Below are 23,753 nucleotides of genomic sequence, written 5' to 3'. Positions count from 1 at the left end.
TTCGCTTTAGTGGCTGCCTTCAATCTGCTCTGGACAGTTTCCCGCGAGCTGCGGCAACAACCGACCAACGATTCGCCGCATCCCCACGCACCGTGAAACTGTCAGGAGGGGGCGGGCCGCCCTCGCCATGACCGTTGGCGCCATGGATGGCGCCGTCGAGCCCCCAGGGGTGAGGGCGCTTTGCTTGCGAAGCACGGCTTCGCAGGCGCCCGAACGCACCGCCGCCAGCGGCTGGGCCGGACCGCGGAGCGGGGTTCACGGCGTGTCCTGCCAACCCACGCCGCCCCGCCCAACACGCAGAAACCCAGAGCCGCTTTGGCTTTGGGCTTGCCGGCCAGCGGCCGGCACTACCGCGGGTGCCGGGTGCACCCCTGCAAAGAAGAAGGCCGCCTTTCGGCGGCCTTCCCACTCATTACTTCAGCTTGATCTCGCGCAGGCGTTCCTCAAGGAAGCCATGGGCGGTGATCGGCTCCGGGTACCGGCTCGGGTTCTCGGCGGTGATGCACGACGGCAGCACGTCGATCAGGAAGTCCGGGTTCGGGTGCAGGAAGAACGGCACCGAGTAACGCGGCTGGCGCGCCAGCTCGCCCGGGGGATTGACCACGCGGTGGATGGTCGACGGATACACATGGTTGGTCAGTCGCTGCAGCATGTCGCCGATGTTGACCACGATGGTGTCCGCGTCCGAGGTGAACGGCACCCACTGGCCATCATGCGACTGCACTTCCAGGCCCGCGGCGCTGGCACCGACCAGCAGGGTGATGAAGTTGATGTCGCCATGGGCACCGGCACGCACGTTCGGGATGTCGTCGGTGGTGATCGGCGGGTAGTGGATCGGACGCAGGATCGAGTTGCCGAAGTTGGTCTTGTCGGCGAAGAAATCCTCCGGCAGGCCGATGTGCAGGGCCAGCGCCGACAGCACGCGCGAGCCCAGGTTGTCCAGCGCCTGGTACAGGCCGTAACCGCGCTCACGGAAGCCCTCGACCTCGGCCGGCCACAGGTTCGGCGCCATCACGTCGCGGTACTTGGAATCGTCAGCGATCTCACGACCGATGTGCCAGAACTCCTTCAGGTCGAAGTGCTTGGAGCCCTTGGCGGTTTCCACGCCGAACGGGGTGTAGCCGCGGGCACCACCGCTGCCGGCCACGTGGTACTTGCGCTTGACCTCTTCAGGCAGCGCGAAGAAGGCCTTGAAGACGTCGTAGGCCGCGTCGATGTCGGCCTGCGGAATGCCGTGGTTGCGGATGCCCGCGAATCCCCATTGGCGGTAGGCCGCGCCCAGCTCGGCCACGAAGGCCTCGCGGTCGCTGTCGAAACGGGTGATGTCGAGGGTGGGGATCTGGCTCACAGCGGTTCCTGGCTTGTCGTTGGTCTGGGCGGGCCGCGCATTCACGGCCCACCTGAACATTGTGACAGATCGCCCGGGGTACGCCACCCGATACGAAGAAACAAACCGATACAATGCGCCACCCGCGCGCGGATTAACGATTCCGTCACAACCGGGACTCGCCCTTCATCCCGCGCCCTTCCCCGATCGTCCATGCACACTGCCGCCCCTTCTGCCGATGTCCCGCTGCTGTCCAGTGCCGCCCGCCGCTGGCATCGCCTGGCCTGGTGGTCGCTGTTCGTGGCGGGCAATGCGGTGCTCGCCGCAGCGATCGCGCTGGGCAACGTGCCGCTGCGCGACAACCCCGGCGGCGCTGCCGGCCTGGCCTATCTGGCCATCGCCCTGCCCGGCCACCTGCTGGCCTTCGGCGCCCTGGCCGGCCTGCTGCCCCTGCTGCTCGGCCTCTGGCCACGCAGCGCGCGCGTGCTGAGTGTCAGCGCCGTGCTGCTGCAGGGCCTGTGGCTGTGCCTGCTGCTGGTCGATGCCAAGGTATTCACGCTGTACCGCTTCCACCTCAATGCCATGGTGATGAACATGGTGTTCGGTGGCGCCCTGCAGGACCAGGTGGCTCTGTCGTGGAAGACCTGGCTGCAGGTCGGCCTGCTGGCCGCCGCGATCTTCAGCGCCGAGGGCCTGCTGGCCTGGGGCTGCTGGAAACTGCTGCCTGCCGCTCCGCGCCGGCGCCGTGTGCTGCAGTCGTGGGCGGTGGTCGCGTTGCTGATGGGCGGTGGCCAGGTCGCCACGGCCTACTACGACGCGCGTGGCGACCGCGACGTGATCGCGCAGTGGAACTACCTGCCTTGGGCGCAGCCGATCACCGCCAAGAGTTTCATGCGTCGCCTGGGCGTGGTCAGCGAGCAGCAGGCCGGCCTGCCCGACCCGCGCCATGCACAGCTGCAGTACCCGCTGCATCCGCTGCGCTGCCAGAGCACGCAGCGCCCGAACGTGTTGATGGTGGTGCTCGAGTCCCTGCGCCACGATGCGCTCACCGCGCAGGTGATGCCCAATACCACGGCACTGGCGCAGGACGCGCGTGTCTACGACCACCATTTCAGCACCGGCAACGCCACCCGCTACGGCCTGTTCGGGCTGCTCTACGGCCTGCCCGGCGGCTACTGGCCCAGCATGCTCGACGAGCAGCGCGGCTCGCAGCTGTTCCAGGTGCTGGGCCAGCAGGGCTATGACCTGCACCTGTATGGCAGTGCGCCGCTGTACAGCCCTGAGTTCGACCGCACCGTATTCGCCGATGTGCGCGACCAGCTGCACCAGGGCCCGTCGCAACTGAAGTCCGATGGCCGCGATCGCGCGATTGTCAGCGCGTTGCAGCAGGACATCCGGGCCAGCCAGGCGGCGCAGCGCCCCTGGTTCGGCTTCGTGTTCCTCGATTCCACGCACGCGCCGTACCACATGCCGGCCGACTATCGCCCGCTGGCCACGCCAATGGCCGGCGACATCGACTTCCTGGCCTTCGGCCCTGACCACGACCCGACCCCGGAACTCAACCGCTACCGCACTGCCGTGCACTACGCCGACAGCCTGGTCGGCACGCTGCTGGACGACCTGCGCGCGCAGGGGCTGGAGCAGAACACGATCGTGCTGGTCACCGGCGACCATGCCGAGGAGTTCAACGATCTGCGCCTGAACTACTGGGGCCACAACGGCAACTTCTCCGACTTCCAGCTGCAGGTGCCGTTCGTGCTGCATTGGCCCGGGCAGGACGCCGGCAGGCAGGCCCGCACCAGCTCGCACGAGGACTGGGTTCCCACCTTGATGCGCCACGCACTGGGCTGCGAGAACCCGCTGGGCGACTACAGCACCGGCCAGGACCTGCTGGCCGAGCCGCAGGCCCCCCGCGCACTGGTGGTCGAAAGCTGGTCGCAACGTGCAGTGCGCTACGGCGATGCCATCTACGTGTTCGACAAGTTCGGCAATGCCACGGCACTGGACCGGCATTACCGCCCGCTGCCACAGCAGAGCCCCGATGCCACCGCGGTGCGCGCTGCATGGGAAGCGTTGACCCGCTTCCGCAACCGCTGACCTTCAAGGATCGATTCCGCATGAACCGTCCGCTGCGCATCCTGCACACCGAAGCCGCCAAGGGAATGGGCGGGCAGGAGATCTATATTTTCCGCCACATGCAGGTGATGCGTGCGCGTGGCCACGAGGTGTCGCTGCTGTGCCAGCCCGATGCCCGCCTGGCCGCGCTGGCACGCGACGATGGCTTCACCGTGCACACCCTGCGCATGGGGGGACTGGGACGGTTGCTGCGGGGGATCTGGTCGGTGTCGCGCCTGGTCCGGCGCGAGCGCTATGACGTGGTCAATACCACCAGCCGCCGCGATGCGCTGATCGCCGCTGCCGGTGCACGGCTGGGAGGCACGCCGCTGGTGGTGCGCTCGCGCCACCTGATGAGCCCGGTCAATTCGCTGCTCACCTATACCGGCCTGCCGCACCGGGTGCTGACCGTGAGCAGTTTCGTCAAGCAGCTGCTGGCTGACCGCGGCATTCCCACCGAACGCATCGGCATCGTGCCGCCGATCGCGGTACCGCCGCGCTGGAGCGATATCCGCAAGGATGATCCCTGGCAATGCCTGCAGGAGGTGCGCGCCGAGGTGCGCGCCGAGCTCGGCTTCGGTGCACAGGACATCGTGGTGGGCTGCGTGGCAGTGCTGCGTGAGCCCAAGGGCCATGTCGATCTGCTGCAGGCGATGGTTCCACTGTGCCGGACCCACCCCAACCTGCACCTGGTGGTGATCGGCGATGGCCAACCGGTGATGGAACGGCTGCAGGCGCTGCGCGACGAGCACGGGCTGCAGCAGCAGGTGCACCTGCTGGGCTACCGCGACGGAGCCTGCCGGTTGATGACCGGCTTCGACATCTTCGCGCTGGCCTCGCACAAGGAGGCCGCCGGAACCGTGTTCCTGGAAGCGGCCTATGTCGGCGTGCCGATTGTGGCCACCCGCGTCGGTGGCGTACCGGAGATGGTGGTCGACGGCAGCAATGCGATCCTCACCCGCCTGGGTGACAATGCAGCCCTGACCGGCGCCCTGCGCCTGCTGGTGGACGATCCGGAACGACGGCGGCAGATGGGCCGCGCCGGCTGGGAGTGGATGCGCAGCGCACACCGCTTCACCCCGGCTGGCCACGGCGAGGCCACCGAACACTATTACCACCAGTGGCTGAAGGAGCTGGGACATGGCTGACGCGCGAACCGTACCGGTGCTGATGCACCACCATGTAAGTCCATCGCCGGGCATGATCACCGTGTCACCGGAGAATTTCGAAAGCCAGATCGCCTGGCTGGCCGGCAACGGCTGGACCTCGCTGACGCTGGACCAGTACGCCGGTTTCCTGGCCGGCAGGCCGGTGCCACGCAAGTCGATCGTGATCACCTTCGACGATGGCTACCTCGACAACTGGGTCTACGCGCACCCGATCCTGCAGAAGTACGGCATGCACGCGGTGGTGTTCGTGGTCACCGGCTGGATGGGTGAAGGCCCGGAGCGGCCGCACGCCGGCGTCGCCGGAGCGTCGCTGCCGGCCACCCCGGACCACCGTGGCTGCGAAGCGGCGATCTACGAACAGAACCGCAGCGACGATGTGATGATGCGCTGGAGCGAAGCGCGTGCGGCGATCGCCGCCGGTACCTTCGAGGTGCATTGCCACACCCACACCCATACCCGCTGGCTGCGCCGCGATGACCTGGACCGCGCGCAGCGCCGCGCAGGCCTCAGCCACGACCTGGCAGTCTCGCGCGAGGTGTTGCGCGACAAGCTCGGCGAGGTGTCGGATACGCTGTGCTGGCCCTATGGTGATTTTGACCAGGACCACATCGAGGTCGCGCGCGAGCACGGCTTCCGCTACCTGCACACCACTCATCCGTTTGGACGCAACGTGGTCGGCGGCGATCCGGAGCGGATCTACCGCTTCGCGATCCGCAACCGGCCGGCAAGCTGGCTGCGCAAGCGCATCGCGCAGAGCTACAACCCGCTGCTCGCACCGCTGTTCAATGGCTTCAAGGCGCGCCAGAAGAAGATGGTGCCGGGGCCGTAATTTTCACGCTGCCCTGCCCCTTGAACGAAAAACGCCCCGGCTTTCCGGGGCGTTTTTCGTTGGGCGAATGTGCAGCGGCCTCAGGCGGCGGCTTCACGGACCGCCGCGGACAGGCGGTCCAGCGTCTGCTGCATCAGCGCGGCGTCATCGGCTTCCACCGTGACCCGCACCACCGGCTCGGTGCCGGACGGGCGCAGGAACGCACGGCCGCGACCGGCCACCGCCTGCTGCGCGTCGGCCAGTGCCGACTGCACGCGTTCGGCCTGCACGGTGGCCTTGGCCGACACGTTGCCCAGGCGCACGTTGACCGTCTTCTGTGGCACACGCACCAGCCCCTTCAGGGCCTGCCGCAGGGTCTGCCCACTGTTGCGCAGCGCCACCAGCACCTGCAGGGCGCTGATGATGCCGTCGCCAGTGGTGGCCCGGTCCAGGCACAGCAGGTGGCCGGAGGCTTCACCGCCGAGCACGCCACCGCCCTCCACCAGCGCCTGGTGCACGTAACGGTCACCGACGTTGCTGCGCAGGAAGGGAATCTGCAGGTCGGCGAAGGCCTTTTCCACGCCGTAGTTGCTCATCAGCGTGCCCACCACCGGTCCATGCAGGCGCCCTTCGGCCTTCCACGCACGCGCCAGGATGTACAGCAGATCATCACCATCGACCGGGTTGCCCTGGTCGTCGGCCATCAGCACCCGATCACCGTCGCCATCGAAGGCGATGCCAAGATCGGCACGGGTCTCGCGGACCTTGGCCGCCAGGTTGTCGATATGGGTGGATCCCACGCCTGCATTGATGTTGACGCCGTTGGGCTCGGCACCGATGCCGATCACTTCGGCGCCCAGTTCGCGGAACAGCAGCGGCGCGATCTGGTAGGTGGCGCCATGCGCACAGTCGAGCACCAGGCGCACGCCGCGCAGGTCGAACGTACGCGGCACACTGGCCTTGCAGAACTCGATGTAGCGGCCCACCGCCTCACGGGCACGCGAGGCCTTGCCCAGCTTCTCCGATTCGGCAGTGGTGAAGGCGATGTCCAGCGCCGCCTCCAGCGCCAGCTCGGTGGCATCGTCCAGCTTTTCGCCCTGTGCGGAGAAGAACTTGATGCCATTGTCGTAGTGCGGGTTGTGCGAGGCACTGATGACGATGCCGGCATCCACGCCCAGCGTGCGGGTCAGGAACGCCACGGCCGGCGTCGGCATCGGGCCCAGCAGCTGCACATCGACGCCGGCAGCGACCAGCCCGGCTTCCAGCGCCGCTTCAAACATGTAACCGGAGATGCGGGTGTCCTTGCCGATGATCACGATCGGCCGGCGCCCGTCCTGGCCGCGCTGGGCCACCAGGACGCGGCCGAGCGCATTGCCCAGGCGCAGCACGAAGTCGGCCGAGATCACGCCCTGCCCGACCCGCCCGCGGATGCCGTCAGTACCAAAGTACTTGCGGCCTCCCATCAAGCCACCTCCGGCGCCGGCTGGCGGCCGAGCATCGCCAGCAGATCCGCCAGCCGGTCGCGCAGCTCACGACGGTCGCAGATCTGGTCGATGGCACCGTGCTCGAGCAGGAACTCCGAGCGCTGGAATCCTTCCGGCAGCTTCTCGCGCACCGTCTGCTCGATCACGCGCGGGCCGGCGAAGCCGATCAGCGCCTGCGGTTCGGCGATGTTGATATCGCCCAGCATCGCGAACGAGGCCGACACGCCACCGGTGGTCGGGTGGGTGAGCACCGAGATGTAGGGCAGCCCGGCTTCGCGCAGCTTGCCCAGCGCAGCCGAGGTCTTGGCCATCTGCATCAGCGAGAACAGGCCTTCCTGCATGCGCGCACCACCACTCTGCGAGAAACAGACGTAGGGTGCGCCGATCTCGACAGCGGTTTCCGCGGCCAGCGCGAAGCGCTCACCGACCACCGAACCCATCGAGCCGCCCATGAAGGCAAAATCGAACGACGACGCCACCAGCGCGCGGCCCTTGAGCAGGCCGCGCATGGCGATCAGTGCGTCGTACTCGCCAGTGTTCTTCTGCGCGATCTTGATGCGCTCGCTGTACTTCTTCTGGTCCTTGAACTTGAGCAGGTCGGTCGGCCCCAGGCGCGCACCGATCTCGGTGGTGCTGTCGGCGTCGAACAACGCCGCCAACCGCGCACGCGCGCGGATCGCCATGTGGTGGCCGCACTTCGGGCAGACCTCCAGGTTCTCTTCCAGTTCCGGCCGGTACAGCGCACTGCCGCAGTTGCTGCACTTTTCCCACAGGCCCTCGGGGACGCTGCGCTTCTTGCTGGGGGTGTTGTCGGTGCGGATGCCGGACGGCATCAACTTGCTGAGCCAACTCATGCGGGAGGACACTTCCGTTCAGGGCGGCCCAGGGGCCGCAAAGGCGGACAGTCTAGCTCCGCTTCCCCCGCCCGTGCACCCCTAGCCGAACTGTGGGCCACCGGAAAAAACCATGCTGGGACGTACGTTTAGCGCCGGTAGCGGCGGGCCGTGCCCGGCGGATGCGACTCCAGCCCTGCGTCGCCGGGCATGGCCCGGCGCAACCCTCAGGCATCCAGCGCCTGTCGCAACGGGGTGAGGAAAGCCCGGGCACGTCGGGCGGCCTCGTCTGCCGAGTCTGCATCGGCCAGCGCCGCCACCAGCGCGCTGCCGACCACCACGCCATCGGCCTGACGGGCCATGGTGGCGGCGCTGGCGGCATCCTTGATGCCGAAGCCGGCCACCACCGGCACCGAAGCGCGCTGGCGCAGGGCCTGCAGGCGTGCACCGGCCGCATCGCTGTCCAGCCGCTCCGACGCGCCAGTCACACCGGCAAAGCTCACGTAATAGAGGTAGCCTCGGGCAAGCGCCAGCAGCTTGTCGGCGCGCGCTTCGCTGGTGGTCGGCGAGGCCAGCAGCACCAGCGCCAGGCCGGCCGCCTCGAACGCCTGCTGCGCTTCGCCCGCTTCTTCCGGCGGCAGGTCGACCACCAGCACGCCGTCCACGCCCGCCGCCACCGCCGACTGGGCGAACGCGGCGTAGCCATGGATCTCCACCGGGTTCAGGTAGCCCATCAGCACCACCGGGGTCTGTGCGTCGTGCTCACGGAACTGCGCCACTGCCTGCAACACGTAACGACTGCCGGCACCGCGCGCCAGCGCGCGTTCGGAGCTGCGCTGGATGGTCGGCCCATCGGCCATCGGGTCGGAGAACGGCACGCCCAGTTCGATCACATCGGCACCGGCCTCGACCAATGCATGCATGACCGGCACGGTCGCCTCCAGCGAGGGATCACCGGCGGTGACAAAGGGAATCAGCGCCTTGCGGCCGGCGGCACGCAGGCGGGCGAAACAGGCATCGATACGCTCAACGGACATGTCAGGTACATCCTTCAATCAGGTCAACGGCGCCGCTGGCGCCCCAGTACATTCTCGATACAACGCCATCGACGATCTCCACGCGGATCGACAGGTCCGAACCGGGGTCCTGCCAGAGCAGGCTCTCCCCGGCTTCCGGGTCGTCGCCGTAGGGCTGCGCGGTCACCCCGGACGGGAGCAGCTGCAGTGCCTGCACGCGCGGCATGCCCAGGCGCAGGCCGAACGGCCCCGGCTGCACCACCACCTGCCCGGAATCATCGATCGGGGCCAGGTCGAAACGGACCACGTCGCCGTCCTGCACCATCATCGCCACGCCTTCCGGCAGCGTGCCGCGCTCGTAGTACTCGCAGCGGCCACCGGTCGCTTCGTGCAACCCGGCCGAATGCCAGGCGCCGTCGGCCTGTACTTCGCTGAACGGCTGGCCGATCAGCACCTCGCCGGCATGATCCAGCGCCACCGAAACCACGGCCGGTGCACTGTCCGCGTCGGTGGGCACCGCAGCCTCGGGGGCCGCGGCGTCGTTGATCGGGCGATGCGCCAGGTCGTCATTGCTGGCCGGGCGCTGGGCCGGTGCAATCGCCGCCGGTGCGGCCGGTGCAGGTGCCAGCACCGGTGGATCAGGGGGTGCACAGGCGCCCAACCCCACCACCAGCACCAGTGCGCCGCCATGGCGCAGCATGCAATTCACAGCACCAGGCCTTCGCGCGCGGCGATGGTGTGCACGTCCTTGTCGCCACGGCCAGACAGGTTGCACAACACGATCTGGTCGCGCGGACGCTCGCGTGCCAGCTTGATCGCCTGGGCCAGCGCATGGCTCGATTCCAATGCCGGCAGGATGCCTTCGGTATGTGCCAGCAGATGGAACGCCTGCAGGGCCTCTTCATCGGTGATGCCGAGGTAGGTGGCACGGCCGCTGTCGGCCAGGAAGGCGTGTTCGGGGCCGACGCCCGGGTAATCCAGGCCGGCCGAGACCGAGTGGGTCTCGATGATCTGGCCATCGTCATCGCACAGCACATAGGTACGGTTGCCGTGCAGCACGCCGGGACGGCCGGCGGCGATCGACGCGGCATGGCGACCGGTGTGGATGCCATCGCCCGCCGCCTCGGCGCCGACGATCTCGACCTGGCGGTCGTTGAGGAAGGCATGGAACAGGCCGATGGCGTTGCTGCCGCCGCCCACGCAGGCGGTGATCGCATCGGGCAGGCGGCCGTACTCGGCCAGCATCTGCTCGCGTGCCTCGCGGCCGACGATGGCATTGAAATCGCGCACCATGCGCGGATAGGGATCAGGACCGGCGACCGTACCGATGATGTAGAAGGTGTCCTGCACGTTGGTCACCCAGTCACGCATCGCTTCGTTGAGCGCGTCCTTGAGGGTCGCCGAGCCGGACGTGACCGGCACCACCGTCGCACCGAGCAGCTTCATGCGGTAGACGTTGATCTTCTGCCGCTCGATATCGGTGGCGCCCATGTACACCACGCACTCCAGGCCCAGCCGTGCGGCCACCGTGGCACTGGCCACGCCATGCTGGCCGGCGCCGGTCTCGGCGATGATGCGCGTCTTGCCCATCCGCGCCGCCAGCAGCGCCTGGCCGATGGTGTTGTTGATCTTGTGCGCGCCGGTGTGGTTCAGGTCTTCGCGCTTGAGCAGGATCTGCGCGCCGCCGACATGATCGCTCAGGCGCTGGGCGTGATAGATCGGGCTCGGCCGGCCCACGTAATGGGCCAGGTCGCGGTCGTAGGCCTGCTGGAATGCCGGGTCCTGGCGGGCCTGGTCGTAGGCCTCGGCCAGTTCCCGCAGCGGGCCGACCAGGGTTTCGGCGACAAAGCTGCCACCGTAGCGGCCGAAGTGGCCCTGGGCGTCCGGGAAGGCATGGTAGTCGGCAATGGGGGAGGCAGACATGGAAGCGACCGCTGGTTCGAGACAGGTGGATACTCTAGCGCACAGGTTGTGACCGGAAAATGGATATTATCTGGCGAATACCGTCAGGAAATCTCACATGAGCAGCTCATCGCTTCCGCCGCTCAACGCGCTACGGGCCTTCGAGGCCACCGCCCGACTGGGCGGTGTGGGCCGTGCCGCGCAGGACCTGCACGTCACCCACGGTGCGGTCAGCCGGCAGCTGAAGCTGCTGGAAGACCATCTCGGCCTGGCACTGTTCCAGCGCGCCGGGCGCGGCCTGCGACTGACCGCGGCGGGCACGCGGCTGCAGGCAGCGTGCAGCCAGGCCTTCAGCGGCATCGAAGACTGCGTGCGCGAATTGCGGCGGCCGGCGGCGGTCCCGGCGCTGGTCCTGGGCTGCAGCGGGAGCGTGCTGGCGCGCTGGATGATCCCGCGCCTGCCGGCTCTGCAGGCCGCCCTGCCCGGCGTACGCCTGCAGTGGTCGGCGCTGGATGGCAGTTTCACCGAGGCGCAGGCCGCACTGGATGCGGTGCTGCTGCTGGCGCAGGGGCCGTGGCCCCGGGGCTGGCAGGTGCGTGAGCTGGCGCCGGAGCGGGTCGGCGTGGTGGTGGCCCCCTCGCATCCGGCCGCGCAGCGCCTGCGGCACGTACCGCCCTCGGCGCTGCTGCAGGAGACGCTGCTGCACACCAGCTCACGACCACAGGCGTGGCCGGCGTGGGCGCAAGCGCACGATCTGGACACCTCGAAGCTGCAGCTGGGTACTGCCTTCGAGCACCTGTACTACCTGCTGGAGGCAGCGGTGGCCGGGCTGGGCCCGGCGATCGCGCCCGAGCCGCTGGTGGCCGAGGACCTGGCCGCCGGGCGACTGGTCGCGCCGTGGGGGTTTGCCGCCACCGGCGGTTTCTGGGTGCTGGCGCGGCCGGACGGACCGGCAGATGCGCGCGTGGATGCGCTGGCCGACTGGCTGGGCCAGCAACTGCGCTGACAACAAAAAGGGGACGGAGGGGTTAAGTCGCAAGTGGCACAAACGGCTTAATTCCCTCCGTCCCCTTTTTTCAGCTGGCGGTCGGGGTGGCCAGCCGCTGCTGCAGGTCTTCGCGCAGGCGCGACAGCTCGACCTCGGCCTGCTGGCGCTGCTGCATTCCTTCGCGATGGATGCTGCGCACTTCCTCGACCGTGGCGATCAACTGGTCGTGCACGTGGCGCAGCGTGGCGACGTCGATCACGCCGCGCTGGTTGCTGCGCGCGGTCTCCACCGAGGCCTGGCGCAACAGGTCGGCATTGCGGCGCATCAGCTCGTTGGTGGCATCGTCGATGGCGGTGGACAGCTCGACCGCGGCCTTCTGCTCGCCCAGCGAAAGCTGGATGGCGAACTGGCGCTTCCACGACGGGATGGTGATCTCGCGCACCGTGTTGAATTTTTCGATCAGCTGCAGTGCGTTGGCCTGGATCAGCCGGATCATCGGCAACGACTGGTCGGCGGCATGCTGCATCAGCTGCAGGTCGGACACGCGCTTTTCGATCAGGCGGATCGCGTTGTCGACTTCGCTCTGGCGGATGCGCTGCTGCGGATCCTCGCTGCCCTGCCCGGCCAGCTGCTCGGCCTGCAGTTCCGCCAGCCGCTGCTTGCCCGCAGCGGCATACAGGCCGAGCGCATGGCGCTCTTCGCGGACGATTTCATGCATGCGGTCGAACTCGCCCACGCGCTTGGCCATCAGCGCCTGCTGCACGCCGACATCGCCCAGCAGCTGCTCGATCTGCGCGTTGGTGTCGCTGAACTTCTGCACCAGCTCGCCCCTGGATACGCGCAGGCGGTCGATCAGGCCACCGATCACCGGCACTTTCGACCGCTGCGCGAAGCCATCCAGCTTCAGGCTGCGCGCGATGCGCACCACTTCGCCCAGCTTCTCGCCACTGGCATCCAGGTCGCGGTTGCGCACCTGGTCCAGCAACTGGCTGGAGAACGCCGCCGTACGCGTGGCGGCTTCACGCCCGAACACCTGAAGATTGCCCGGTCGCAGATCGTCCAGCTCCAGACGGATCTCGGCGATGCGCGGCAGGTCCTCGCGGCCCAGGCCCAGGGCCTGCAGTGCGCCCTCATCGAGCGGAGCGGCGGTCGTCGTGCCGGGCATGAGCGCAGCGGGGGTCTGGCTGTCCTGGGTCATCGGGCAGTCTCCTTGCAGTTGGGTATGCGGCAACGGCGGCCGGCTCAGGGCAGTCTAGCCTGAGCCGCCGCCACCTCGTCATCGATCTGGGCGTGCAGTGTGCTGGCCTTTCCCGCCAGTGCGGCGCCCGCAGCGGTCTGCTCGGCCAGTGCGGCCTGTCGCCAGGCGGGCAGCAGGACATCGTGGATGCGGGTGAAGCGTTGCAGCAGCAGCGTGTCCTGGTCCTGCAGCAGTTGCCACTGCGCGGCCTCGACGCGATGCAGCGCGGCCAGCCGACGCAGGTGATCCAGCCGCTGTGACAACGCGGCCTGGCCGGCCGCATCACATCGCACCCGCCGTGATGCACCCAGTTCGACCCAGGCGTCCAATGCCGTGGCCGCCTCTGCACGCTCGGCGATGGCCCGGGCTCGCGCCTGCTGATGCTGTTGCAGGCGCTGGGCCTGCTCGCGCGCCTGCAGCGCCAATACACCCAATTGCGACTGCAGCGCACGCCCTTCCGCCTCGCGGTCGACATCGCGCCCCAGCAGGCGCCCCCACCAGCCCTCCCGGCGCCGGATCTGCGCAGGGTTGCCGGCCTGGAGTGCCAAGGCAATGCGTGCCAACGCGGCCACCAGGCCTTCGCCCGCAACCGAGGGCAAGGTCGTGGTGCGCTCGGCGAGCGCCTGCAGCAGCGGCGTACCGTAATCGGCCAGCACGGCGATATCGGCCGTGTCCGGCAACACCGGTGACGGCAGTGGCACCGACGTGATCACGGCAGCGGCGGCGGCTGCCGGATCGATGCGACGCTGCCTTCAGCGTGTTCCGGTGGCAGCGACTCGCCGTAGAAGTGGCGCATCAGGGCTTCATCCAGTGCGCGTTCTTCCGGCGTCGTGGCGCGGCGTACGCGTGCGCGCTGCGGCCCCCCGCTACCGGGCCCACCGCGCTCGACCTGCTGCCGCGCCCAGCCGGCGAACGCGGCCAGGGTCTGCGACACCTGGACCTGCTGCGCCTGCGATGCGGCCAACAGCTCGACCAACGGCGCCAGGCCGGCCTGCAGGTCTTCGGCCAGCACCGCGGCCGGCACGCCGGGAGCCGCCGCGTCCGGCGCCGATGCAGCGGAGGGCTGACGTGTTTCAGAAAGGCGCTGCAGGGCGTCCAGCAGCGCCTGCCACGGAACCGGGTCCGCAGCTGCGATGGCTTCCGGCGCCGGCGGAGGCCGTTGCAGGGCCGTGGCGATATCGGCCAACTGCGCGACCACGCGCCCACCGACGTCGCCGTCGTCGGCACCCATGGCCTTGTTGCGCAGGAAATCGCGCTTGATCTGCGCCCAGCGCTGCGCCTGCGCCTCGTCCAGCACGCCACGCAGCTCGCCCAGCTTCAGCAGGTTCTCCTCGGCGCCAGTGGTCAGCAGCTGCGCCTCGCCCAGGTAGTGGTCGGAGATCAGCTGCTGCAGCTCGTCCTCGTTCATCACCGGCGAGATCTTCTCGGCCAGCTTGTTCATGTTGCGGTAGCTGCCCTGCAGGCGGAACGGCGGCTCGGTGCGGTAGCGGTCATCCTGTGCGGCGCTGGCGATGTACTGCTGGTTGACCCGGTAGACCACATCACGCACGCGCAGCATGCGCTGCAAGGTGGCGGTGATCTCGTTGATCTCGGCGCTGCTGTAGGCGTGGCTGAGGCCGTTGGTCGACACCTCCTTGCCCATCGCGCGGTCGACCAGCGTGTACAGGTCGGCCATGTCGCGCGTAGCCAGCGGCGCCAGCACCGGGTTGGAGGTCAGGCTGTTCTCGATGTAGCTGAGGGTAAAGGCCGCCTCCATGCCACCGAGCACATCACCCAGGTTGTAGATGTCGGCACGGTTGGCCAGCATGTCCGGAATCTTGAACACCTCGCCGGACTCGGTGTACGGGTTGCCGGCCATCACCACGCAGAATTTCTTGCCGCGCATGTCGTAGGTGCGGGTGCGACCGCGCCACACACCCTCGATACGGCGGGTGCCATCGCACAGCGAGATGAACTTCTGCAGGAACTCGGGATGGGTGTGCTGGATGTCGTCCACATACAGCATGGTGTTGTTGCCCATCTCCAGCGCCAGGTTGAGCTTCTCCAGCTCCTGCCGCGAGGTCGCGTCCGGTGCCTGGGCCGGGTCCAGCGAGCGCACCTCATGCCCCAGCGCCGGGCCGTTGATCTTCATGAAGACCAGGCCCAGGCGGTGCGCCACGTATTCCATCAACGTGGTCTTGCCGTAGCCGGGCGGCGAAATCATCATCAGCAGGCCCATCAGGTCGCTGCGCTTGTTCTCGCCGACCGTGCCCATCTGCTTGGCCAGGTTGTCACCGATCACGCCCAGGTAGACATCGTTGATCAGCTTGTTGCGAACGAACGAGGACAGCGGCCGCGCCTTGAACTCGGACAGGCGCAGGGCCTGCCGCTCGCGGCCGATGATGCCCTGGCGCACGCTCTGATAGGCATGGAACGATGGCACGAAGTGCTGCAGGTGATGCTGCAGCCGCGACTGGAAATCGTCCAGCGTCAGCACCAGCGTGCCGCCGTGGATACGCGGGTGCTCGCCCAGCAGCCCCTTCACCTCGGCGCGCAGCGTGGCCTCGCTGGTGCGCGTGCGCAGCTGCCGTTGCACCAGCAGCAGCGCAGCGGCTTCGTCGACGTAACCGGCGTGCGCGCTGTGGGCCGGCAGGCTGGCCAGCGCACGCAGCCACTGCCCGGCCAGGGCCCAGCGTGTAGCCAGGGGATCCTGGTTGCGCTGCAGCGCGCGTTGGAGAGCATCGCGCTGACCGGCCTGGTCCAACTGCGAGGACAAGGCATCCAACAGCATCTGCGCATGCCGGCTGATGCTGAAGACCGGTTCACCTTCACGCAGTTCATCGGCCAGATAGGCTGCCGCATCACCGGCCATCCCGGCGTCGAATGGAAGGGCCTGCGCCTGCGCATAGTCGTGCAGGGCCCTGGCCATTTCGCCGCGCAGCGCCTGACGGCCCTCGTCGGACCCGAACAGACGCGCAATGGCGTCAGCGCCGGCCTGGCGGCCGGGCCACTGCGCCACGGCATCGTCGCGTTGCAGCGCGGCCCAGAACAACTGGGCCAGGGCGCGTACCCGTGGCGCATGCCGCAGCGGACCGGCAGCCTGCTGCAGCGGCAGCAGCGCGCGCAGGATCAATGCGGCATCGTGGTCGTGGATGCCGCGTTCGTAACCCTCCCGGTAGCGCGGCGCGGCGAACGCACGCACACGCTGGTCGAGCGCGTCCGGCTCGGCGGCATCGTGCAGCAGCTGCGGCAGATCCAGCCCCTCGCGTCCTTCCTCGGCGGCACGCAGCAGGCAGCCGGCGAGGTATTCGCCCCGGTAGATCGCTTCGGATTCAGAATCCTGAGTGACCGGCCAGAACGGCTTGAGTGCATCCAGTTCCGGGTCGTGCAGGGTTTCCAGGAAATCGGTGCCGGTGAGGTGGATGGCCAGCGTGTCGCCGCGCGGCAGCAGGGTCAGGTCCAGTGCCTGGGTGTTGACGCTGAAACGATGGCGCGGCCCCAGCCGCACCACATTGCCACCGGCCTCGTACAGGTCACTGCGGTCGCGCAGCTGGCGCACCGCCTGGTCGCGCACGCCCTTCAGGCGTGCCTCGATGTCATCGGCCTTGACGTTGTCATGCAACGTGCGCAGGCGTTCGGCCAGCTCACGCAGCTTGAGGATCAGCGGATCGCCGGCGAAGAACGCATTGAGTTCCTCAGGGCTGTTGAAGCGTTCGGTGCGCTTGGCCAGGCCGTCAAGGATGCGGTTGGCCGCATCGAGCACTGAACGCGCCTTGCGCTGGCGATCGTCCAGCAACGCCTGCTTGTGCGTATCGAATGCCTCGACCAGTTCTTCGCGCTTGCTCAGGATGTCGCCGAGGAACTGTTCATGCTCGCCGAACTGGCTCTCCAGCTCTTCCAGCTGCACCAGCAGGCGCGACAACTGTTCATCGGCGCGCTCCGGGTCGGTGGCCAGGGCCAGCGCGCTGGTGATCGACTGCGAGAACAGTGCGAACTGTGCGGCGAACTGCGCCACGGCCTCGGCCGAGCCCAGCGATCGGCGGCGCTGGTCAGCGCGTGCGCGCGCCTGGTTGAGGCGGCCGTAGAGCACCGAGATCGACTCGACCACACGGGTCCGGGCCGTCGCATCGTCCACCTTCAGCCCGGCCATCAGCTCGGACAGCATGTCCAGATCGGCGGCCATGCCACGCAGGCCTTCCAGCTGCTCGTCCAGCTGGCGGGCAGTCTGCGCCTGCTGGGCAGCCTCATCCAGGGCCTGCAGCCGCAGAGTGAGTGGGGCCAGCGCGGCCTCGCCCGCCAGGAATTCCCCGGTGGCGGCGCCGACGCGGTCCTGCGCCTGCACCAGCTCGGCGGTCATCGCCTCGATGCGCGCCGTATCGATGTAGCGAAGCTCGCGGATGGTCAGCAGCCGCCCACGCAATGCAGTGATCGCATTGAGAGCTTCGACGAAGGCCTGCACTTCGTTCCAGTTCTGCGGCTGCAGCCGACCCAGCAGCGCCTTGTGCGCGGCCTCGGCCTCGACCATCGCCTGTGCCGACTGCTGGCGGATCGACTGCACCTTTTCGTATTCGTCCAGCACCGATTCGCCGGTGGCGCTGATCTGCCGCAGCAGCGCCGCGGCACCATCGCAGGCCTCATCGCCCAGCCAGTGGTGGGCGTCGAACAGGCGCCGGGTATCGGCCACCAGGCGCTGGTAGCGCTGTACCGACACATCCTGGCCGTCGATCTCGCGCGCCAGGTTGAACAGGTTGGAGATGCCGCGCACCAGCTCGGCATTGCCGATGCGGCCCATGAAGGTATTGCCGGGCGGTCGGCTGGCGGCAAACTCGTCGCTGCTGAACGGCGTCTGCCAGACCTGCATCGGATGGATGCGGGTCGGTTCGCTGCCTTCGGCATGGAACAGCACCATGCGCCCATCCTGCAGGAAGGCATAGCCGTGGCCGAACACGGGGTTCTGCAGCACGCGCTGGATGGTGTTGTAGACGAACAGCGCCGAGCGCCCACCCTCGCGCTCGTAGAAGATGTACAGCACGTCCTCGCCGTTCGGCGAACGGATGCTGCGCTTGAACTGCATGCCGGCCATCGAGGCATCGAATGCCTTGTGCTCGCCGCCTTGCAGGTAGTAGCCGCCCGGGAAGATCACGCCGTGGTCTTCGGGCAGCTGCACGCAGGCCTGCACGATCGCATCATTGCGTACGATGTCGCCGGTCAGCGTGTTGTAGATCAGGCCGCGCCACACCGTCTCGCGGTACGGCAGCACCTTCAGCAGCAGCAGCGAACCGACGCGGGCGAATTCGAACTGGGCATCGTCCAGCGACTGGGTGCTGTCCTCGACCGGTTCGCTGTAGATGCCCTGCCCGGTCTCGGTGTTGTTCTCCACCTTGATGGTGAGGTCGCCACCGGTGGTTTCCACGAACAGGGTGTCGAGGATGTTCAGGTGCGAATGGCGACCGCTGACCGCCAGGTCACGGGTGGCCCTGGTCCATTCGAAATCGAACGGCGGCGGCAGGGCGATATCGCGTTCGCCGCGCGCGTCGAGGTAGGTCAGTTCGCCTTCGCGCGTCAGCGCCCAGCGGAACACGCGTACGTCGCTGCTGCGCTCGCCGATCTGGAACGAGGCCAGCAGCTTGTCGCCGACCACGATCAACTGCAGCAGGCGCGCGTGCTTGTAATAGGCGTACAACTCGTTGAAGTCATGCACGAAGCCGGGCTGGTCGAGGAAGCTGCCCTTCAGCTCCAGCGCGGCGACGTCGTAGCCATCGGGGCCCTGTACCAGCCGGTACAGCCCGAACACATCCTCGATGCGGGTCTGGGTCTTCAGCCCGATGAACACGTTGTAGCCGAACAGCAGGCGGTCCGGGCCCACCTGCACGATGTCGCGGCCGACGCAGTTGTTCTCGCTGCGGATGCGGAAACGGCCGACCACCTCCAGGCGGCTGTCGCCGAACTCGGCCAGGCGCTGGCGGTTGAGCGTGTCGGCCAGCCCCTGCAGGCGCTGGCCCTGCTCGGCCAGGCGGCGGCGCAGGACTTCATAGGCGCCGCCCTGGGCAACGGCCTGGTCGACGGTAGTGCCGCCGGCCTCCGGTGCAGTGGATTCGGCGGACGGATGGGTATCAGACATCAGCAGGCTTCCGGCTCACGGGCGGACGGCCGCGGTTGCGGCCGGCGCGGGCGGGCGATGGCCACAGCAGCCATCGCCCGATGCATCAACGGGCGCTGTCGACCACGGTGGCCGACACAGTCGGCACCGCTTCGGCATCCTCGGCGATCTGGCGCGGCGCCGGTTCGGCCACGGCCACGCCCAGGTAGCGCTGCATCAGCTCCTGCACGATCGGGCTCTTGCCGGCAAAGCCTTCGATCGACTTGCCCAGCGACACCGCCTTGACCAGGTTCTCGAACATGCCGCCGTCGCCGCCGACCAGATCGATGTCGGCGTTGCGCAGCGCGCTGGCAATGACGTTGGCGTTCTCGCGCGAGACTTCCTTGCCGGCTTCGATCGAGGCCAGCGCCTGCTTCAGGCTGTTGTCCAGCATCATGCGGAACTCTTCGTGGCCACGTGCCTGGTCGCTCAGCGAAGCGATGGCTTCGAACTTGCGCACCAGGCCTTCGGCCTCGGCCAGCAGCTTCTTCTGCACCACGCCGGCTTCGGCGTTGCCCAGCGACTCGGTGGCGGTGGCACGGGCCAGGCCCATCTTCTCTTCACCCTGGGCCTGCGCCTGCAGCGTCTCGGCCAGCACACGCGCCTCGTTGCTGCCCTGCTTCAGGCTGGCTTCGGCCTTGGCCTCGATCACGCGGGCCTCGGCAATGCCGACCTTCTCGATGGCCAGTGCCGAAGCTTCACGCACCTGCGCCTCGGCCAGGCCCGGCGCGGCCTGTTCGGCACGCAGTGCATCGGCCAGCAGGCGCTTGGCTTCAGCCTGCTTGCCGGCCGCTTCGTGCTCGGCCTGGGCCAGCGTGGTCAGTTCCACCGCACGGTGCTTGGACGCGGTTTCGCGCGCCTGCGCCTCCTTCACTTCGCGCACCAGCAATTCCTGCGCCTTGGCCTCCGCTTCCAGGATCAGCACCTGCTTCTGGCGGTCGGCTTCGGAGACCTCACGCACTTCCTTGATGCGCTCTTCTTCCTGTGCCACGGTCTTGTCGATGGAGATGCGTTCGCGGGTGATGTTGGCCACGTCCATCTTGCCCTGCTCGACTACCTTGTCACGCTCCACGCCCTGCAGCTGCACTTCGCGATCGGTGGTGACCTGCTCCAGCTGGCGTGCGCGCTCCACGCGCTCGGCCTCGATGGCCACGGCACGCTGGCGGTTCTGTTCGGCCACTTCCACTTCGCGCAGGCGGTTCTGGTCGCGGATTTCGATCAGCTGCTGCGCTTCGATGCGGGCATTCTCGGACAGCTGGCGCTGTTCTTCCTGCACCTTGGCGGTCTCGGCCTCCTCGCGCGCGCGGATGGTCTCGATCTCGCGCTTCTGGCGGGCTTCGGCTTCGGCCTGCTGGCGCTCCAGCGCCAGCAGCGCTTCACGTGCTTCCACGTTCTTCTTGGTGATGGCGAGCTTTTCGTTCTGCTCCAGCTCGTTGGTCACCACGTTCTGCGCGGCGGTCAGCTCGGTGATCTTGCGGATGCCCTGCGCGTCGAGAATGTTGAACTGGTCCAGCAGCGACTTCGGAGTCTGCTCCAGGTAGTCGATGGCCACGTCTTCGAGCACGTAGCCATTCAGATCGTTGCCGATCACCGCGATGATCTCGTCGCGGAACTCCTGCCGCTTCTCGAACAGTTCGGTGAAGTCGAACTTCTTGCCGACGGTCTTCAGCGCTTCGGAGAACTTGGCGTTGAACAGCTCGTCCACGGCATGCTTGTCGGAAGCGCGATCGGCACCGATGGCCTTGGCCACGCGCAGCACGTCGGCCTGGGTCTCATTGACCCGCAGGTAGAACGCCACGGCGATATCGGCGCGCATGTTGTCGCGGCAGATCAGCCCTTCCTTGCCACGGCGGTCGATCTGCAGGGTGATCAGGCTGATCCGCATCAGCTCGGCGCGATACAGCACTGGAATGATCAGTGCGCCGGTGAAGTGCACCTTCGGCGTGGAACTCATGTCGTTGACGATCAGGGCCACACCCTGGTCGACCTTGCGGTAGAAGGCCTTGAACAGCCCGGCCAGGCCGAGCAGGCCGACCAGCAGGACGGCCACGCCGATCAGGAAGGGGGCCATGGTTGCCAACGTCATCAGTGATTCTCCTTGTTGCCCGGAAGCAGGTTGTCCTGGAAATCGAGGGCGACCGCATCGGCGCGGACCACCCGGTAATAGTGCTTTTCGGCCACGTGCTCGACCAGCACGATGCGCTCGCCACGCTGCAGTTCGATGTCGCTGCGAACCTGCAGGACCAATCCGGCACCGCCGTCATCGACCGTGGCGTGGCCGCTGTGCAGGTTCACCCTCGGTGAGGCGACCACGCCGGTACGCCCCAGCAGCGAGGCCTGGGCCACCGGCCGCAGGCGCAGCAGGAAACGGCGGATGGGCCGCAGCAGGGCCGCGGTGACCGGCACCGCCGGCAGTGGAGCGAGGATGGCCACGAGCGCGCCCACCCCCCAGCGCAGCTGGTCGGGCAGTGGCAACAGTACGAACAGATGGATGAAGTAGGTCAAGGCCCAGCCGAAGAAGCCCAGCAGGGTGATCACGACCATGACCGGTACGCCGCCCAGCCCGAAGCGCTGCAGCAGGGCCGACAGGCCGCTGAGATCGTTGCCGCCGTCGAGTGCACCGTCGGCGCCGAGGTCGCCGAATCCGTCATCTACCAGGCCAAATGCAGCAAGGCCCCAATAAACCAGCGCTACCGTCAGCACGATGCTGTACGGCAGGGTCGGGAATCCGAATACAACGGTGAGGAATTCCTGCATCGCTTGCCTTCCTGGGCTGTGGGCGGCGGGGGCCCGTTCGGGGCGATCAGCACGCCCCGTCCGTCCTCGCGCCCGCCCTCATGGCAGGCGCTGGCGACCATCCTATGTGAAGAATGCGTGCAGGCTCAAATCCGCGCGAGGATCAGGACGAACAAGTGACGCCGATCACTCCAGGACCGCGCAGTCCGCGCGGCGCACTTCCTCAACGAAGGTACGCATCCTGTAGCCATCCTTGATGCCCGGCTCCAGCTCGATGCCGCTGGAGACGTCCACGCCCCACGGCAGCGTGGCCAGCACGGCATCGTAGACATTCTCGGGGTTCAGCCCGCCGGCCAGCAGGAACGGCCGGTGCAGCCCGGTCGGGATGCGGCCCCAGTCGAAAGCCACGCCGGTACCGCCACCACCACCCGGGGCGTGGCTGTCGAACAGGAAGCCGGCCGCGCTGGGATAGCGCAGCTGCAGGGTGCGCGCGTTGACCTCCTCGCGCCCGCCCATGGCAATCGCCTTCAGGTAGGGCATGTTGAAGCTGCGGCAGAAGCTCTCGTCTTCCTCGCCGTGGAACTGCAGCAGGGTCGGCCGCACCGTGCGCAGCACCTCGCGCACCTCTTCCTTGCTGTTGTTGCGGAACAGGGCCACCACATCGACCATCGGCGCGATCGCCTGGCGCATCGCGCGCGCCTCGGCCGGGGCGACCCGGCGGCTGCTTTCACGGGCGAAGATGAAACCCACCGCGTCCACGCCCAGCTCACCGGCCAGGCGGACGTCGCCGGCACGGGTCATGCCACAGAACTTGATGCGCGTGCGGTAGTAGGAGCGGCTCATAGCGTGACCTCGGCGGGCAGATGCCAGTTGTCGGGGTACAGCGGCCCAAGGAACACCAGGCCCTGTGGCGGTGCAGTGGGACCGGCTACGGTACGGTCGCGCCCGGCCAGCAGTTCGGCGATCCAGTCCACCGGTTTTTCGCCGCTGCCCACCAGGATCAACGAACCGACGATATTGCGGACCATGTGATGAAGGAATGCATTGCCCTGCACGGCCACCTCGATCACCTCGCCGTGGCGGCTGACCTGCAGCGCCTGCAGCTCGCGGCGCGCGTGCAGCGCCTGGCACTGCACCGAGCGGAACGCGCTGAAGTCGTTCTCGCCGAGCAGGGCCTGGCCGGCGGCGTGCATCAGGGTTTCGTCCAGTGCCCGGCGCTCCCAGCTCAGGGTCTGCCGATCCAGCGCCGGACGCACCTCGCGGTTGAGCAGGCGATAGCGGTAGCGGCGCGCACGCGCCGAGAAGCGGGCGTGGAAATCGTCGGCCACCGGCACGCACCAGCGTACTGCGATCGAACGCGGCAGGCGGGTGGTGGTGCCCAGCATCCAGGCGCGCGGATCACGCACCACGCCGGTATCGAAATGCACGACCTGGCATTGGCCGTGCACACCGGCATCGGTGCGACCGGCGCAGACCACCTGCACCGGCGCATCGGCCACCGAAGACAGGGCCTGCTCAAGGCTGGCCTGCACGCTGGGGCCACCTTCCCCCAGGTTCTGCCACCCCCTGAAATCGCTGCCGTCGTATTCGACGCCGAGCGCGTAACGCATGTGCTACCTCGATGTTGCGGATGGGACGGCGCTCAGGCCGGATCGCGTTCCGACCAGACCGCCAGTTCGTTGCCACCGGGCTCGACGAACTGGAACCGGCTGCCCCCGGGGAAGGAAAATACCCCGCGCACGATCTCGCCGCCGGCGGCGCTCACTGCGGCCTGCACCGGCAGCAGCTGGTCGGCGTACAGCACCAGCAGCGGCGCGCCACGTTCACTGGCCTGCGCAGGCTGGCCACGGAAGAACCCGCCCTGCAGGCGCCCATCGTCGAAGGCGGTGTAGTCGCTGCCATAGTCGACGAACGACCAGCCGAACACCTTCTCGAAGAAGGCGCGGCTGGCCGCCGGATCACGGGAGGCGAATTCAACGTAGTCGATGCGGCGCTCGCGGCTCATGGCAGGATCCTTGTT

General features: G+C 67.9%; 18 protein-coding genes. 4 read left to right on the top strand and 14 right to left on the bottom strand.

The window, feature by feature from the left end; genetic code table 11:
* Positions 1 to 412 precede the first annotated feature (412 nt).
* Positions 413 to 1,348 (bottom strand): isopenicillin N synthase family dioxygenase, encoded by a 936-nt coding sequence (locus ARC23_RS00660; protein ID WP_057495442.1) that lies wholly within the window; start codon positions 1,346 to 1,348, stop codon positions 413 to 415.
* A gap of 192 nt (positions 1,349 to 1,540) precedes the next feature.
* On the opposite strand from ARC23_RS00660, the gene ARC23_RS00655 reads away from it, so the two are divergent.
* The 3 genes from ARC23_RS00655 to ARC23_RS00645 are packed head-to-tail and all read left to right on the top strand — an operon-like array spanning position 1,541 to position 5,440.
* Positions 1,541 to 3,424, top strand: coding sequence for a DUF3413 domain-containing protein (locus ARC23_RS00655; protein ID WP_057495441.1), 1,884 nt, complete (start codon positions 1,541 to 1,543; stop codon positions 3,422 to 3,424).
* A gap of 20 nt (positions 3,425 to 3,444) precedes the next feature.
* Positions 3,445 to 4,590 carry a glycosyltransferase family 4 protein gene (locus ARC23_RS00650; protein WP_057495440.1) on the top strand — a complete coding sequence of 382 codons (1,146 nt, stop codon included), beginning with the start codon at positions 3,445 to 3,447 and terminating at the stop codon, positions 4,588 to 4,590.
* Complete coding sequence (locus ARC23_RS00645) at positions 4,583 to 5,440, top strand: polysaccharide deacetylase family protein (RefSeq protein ID WP_057495439.1); 858 nt, start codon at positions 4,583 to 4,585, stop codon at positions 5,438 to 5,440. Before ARC23_RS00650 ends, ARC23_RS00645 begins: the two co-directional genes overlap by 8 nt.
* 80 nt (positions 5,441 to 5,520) lie before the next feature.
* Here the strand turns inward: ARC23_RS00645 and glmM are convergent, their stop codons facing one another.
* From glmM to trpB, 5 genes are all read right to left on the bottom strand, one after another.
* Positions 5,521 to 6,882 carry a phosphoglucosamine mutase gene (gene glmM, locus ARC23_RS00640; protein ID WP_057495438.1) on the bottom strand — a complete coding sequence of 454 codons (1,362 nt, stop codon included), beginning with the start codon at positions 6,880 to 6,882 and terminating at the stop codon, positions 5,521 to 5,523.
* Positions 6,882 to 7,757, bottom strand: coding sequence for an acetyl-CoA carboxylase, carboxyltransferase subunit beta (accD, locus tag ARC23_RS00635; protein ID WP_057495437.1), 876 nt, complete (start codon positions 7,755 to 7,757; stop codon positions 6,882 to 6,884). The genes glmM and accD overlap by 1 nt, the downstream gene beginning before the upstream one ends.
* 206 nt (positions 7,758 to 7,963) lie before the next feature.
* Positions 7,964 to 8,773, bottom strand: a complete 810-nt coding sequence (gene trpA, locus ARC23_RS00630; RefSeq protein WP_057495436.1) for a tryptophan synthase subunit alpha — start codon at positions 8,771 to 8,773, stop codon at positions 7,964 to 7,966.
* A gap of 1 nt (position 8,774) precedes the next feature.
* Positions 8,775 to 9,461: a hypothetical protein gene (locus ARC23_RS00625; RefSeq protein ID WP_057495435.1), complete on the bottom strand. Its 687-nt coding sequence runs from the start codon at positions 9,459 to 9,461 to the stop codon at positions 8,775 to 8,777.
* The gene (gene trpB, locus ARC23_RS00620) at positions 9,458 to 10,675 is read right to left on the bottom strand and encodes a tryptophan synthase subunit beta (RefSeq protein ID WP_057495434.1); all 1,218 of its coding nucleotides are present in this window, start codon (positions 10,673 to 10,675) and stop codon (positions 9,458 to 9,460) included. The genes ARC23_RS00625 and trpB overlap by 4 nt, the downstream gene beginning before the upstream one ends.
* Positions 10,676 to 10,772: 97 nt before the next feature.
* Here trpB and ARC23_RS00615 point away from each other — a divergent pair, with 97 nt between their 5' ends.
* Positions 10,773 to 11,660: a LysR family transcriptional regulator gene (locus tag ARC23_RS00615; protein ID WP_057495433.1), complete on the top strand. Its 888-nt coding sequence runs from the start codon at positions 10,773 to 10,775 to the stop codon at positions 11,658 to 11,660.
* A 70-nt stretch (positions 11,661 to 11,730) separates the two neighbouring features.
* On the opposite strand, the gene ARC23_RS00610 is transcribed toward ARC23_RS00615, so the two are convergent.
* The 8 genes from ARC23_RS00610 to ARC23_RS00575 form a co-directional block, all read right to left on the bottom strand.
* The gene (locus tag ARC23_RS00610; RefSeq protein WP_057495432.1) at positions 11,731 to 12,840 is read right to left on the bottom strand and encodes a toxic anion resistance protein; all 1,110 of its coding nucleotides are present in this window, start codon (positions 12,838 to 12,840) and stop codon (positions 11,731 to 11,733) included.
* A gap of 44 nt (positions 12,841 to 12,884) precedes the next feature.
* Positions 12,885 to 13,580 (bottom strand): hypothetical protein, encoded by a 696-nt coding sequence (locus tag ARC23_RS00605; protein ID WP_238985156.1) that lies wholly within the window; start codon positions 13,578 to 13,580, stop codon positions 12,885 to 12,887.
* Positions 13,581 to 13,588: 8 nt separating this feature from the next.
* On the bottom strand, positions 13,589 to 18,979 hold the full coding sequence (locus tag ARC23_RS00600; RefSeq protein ID WP_057495430.1) for a DNA repair ATPase: 5,391 nt from the start codon (positions 18,977 to 18,979) through the stop codon (positions 13,589 to 13,591).
* 85 nt (positions 18,980 to 19,064) lie between these two features.
* Positions 19,065 to 21,083 (bottom strand): hypothetical protein, encoded by a 2,019-nt coding sequence (locus tag ARC23_RS00595; protein ID WP_057495429.1) that lies wholly within the window; start codon positions 21,081 to 21,083, stop codon positions 19,065 to 19,067.
* Positions 21,083 to 21,754 carry an OB-fold-containig protein gene (locus ARC23_RS00590; RefSeq protein ID WP_057495428.1) on the bottom strand — a complete coding sequence of 224 codons (672 nt, stop codon included), beginning with the start codon at positions 21,752 to 21,754 and terminating at the stop codon, positions 21,083 to 21,085. The genes ARC23_RS00595 and ARC23_RS00590 overlap by 1 nt, the downstream gene beginning before the upstream one ends.
* A gap of 165 nt (positions 21,755 to 21,919) precedes the next feature.
* A complete protein-coding gene (locus ARC23_RS00585) occupies positions 21,920 to 22,576 on the bottom strand; it encodes a phosphoribosylanthranilate isomerase (RefSeq protein ID WP_057495427.1) in 657 nt (218 codons plus the stop codon).
* Entirely contained in the window at positions 22,573 to 23,343 is a 771-nt protein-coding gene (gene truA, locus ARC23_RS00580; RefSeq protein ID WP_057495426.1) for a tRNA pseudouridine(38-40) synthase TruA, read from the bottom strand. Before truA ends, ARC23_RS00585 begins: the two co-directional genes overlap by 4 nt.
* A gap of 32 nt (positions 23,344 to 23,375) precedes the next feature.
* On the bottom strand, positions 23,376 to 23,738 hold the full coding sequence (locus ARC23_RS00575; protein WP_057495425.1) for a VOC family protein: 363 nt from the start codon (positions 23,736 to 23,738) through the stop codon (positions 23,376 to 23,378).
* Positions 23,739 to 23,753 lie beyond the last annotated feature (15 nt).

The sequence above is a fragment of the Stenotrophomonas beteli genome, assembly GCF_001431665.1.
GTDB classification, from domain to species: Bacteria; Pseudomonadota; Gammaproteobacteria; order Xanthomonadales; family Xanthomonadaceae; genus Stenotrophomonas; species Stenotrophomonas beteli.
This window is presented reverse-complemented; position numbering and strand designations above follow the sequence as displayed.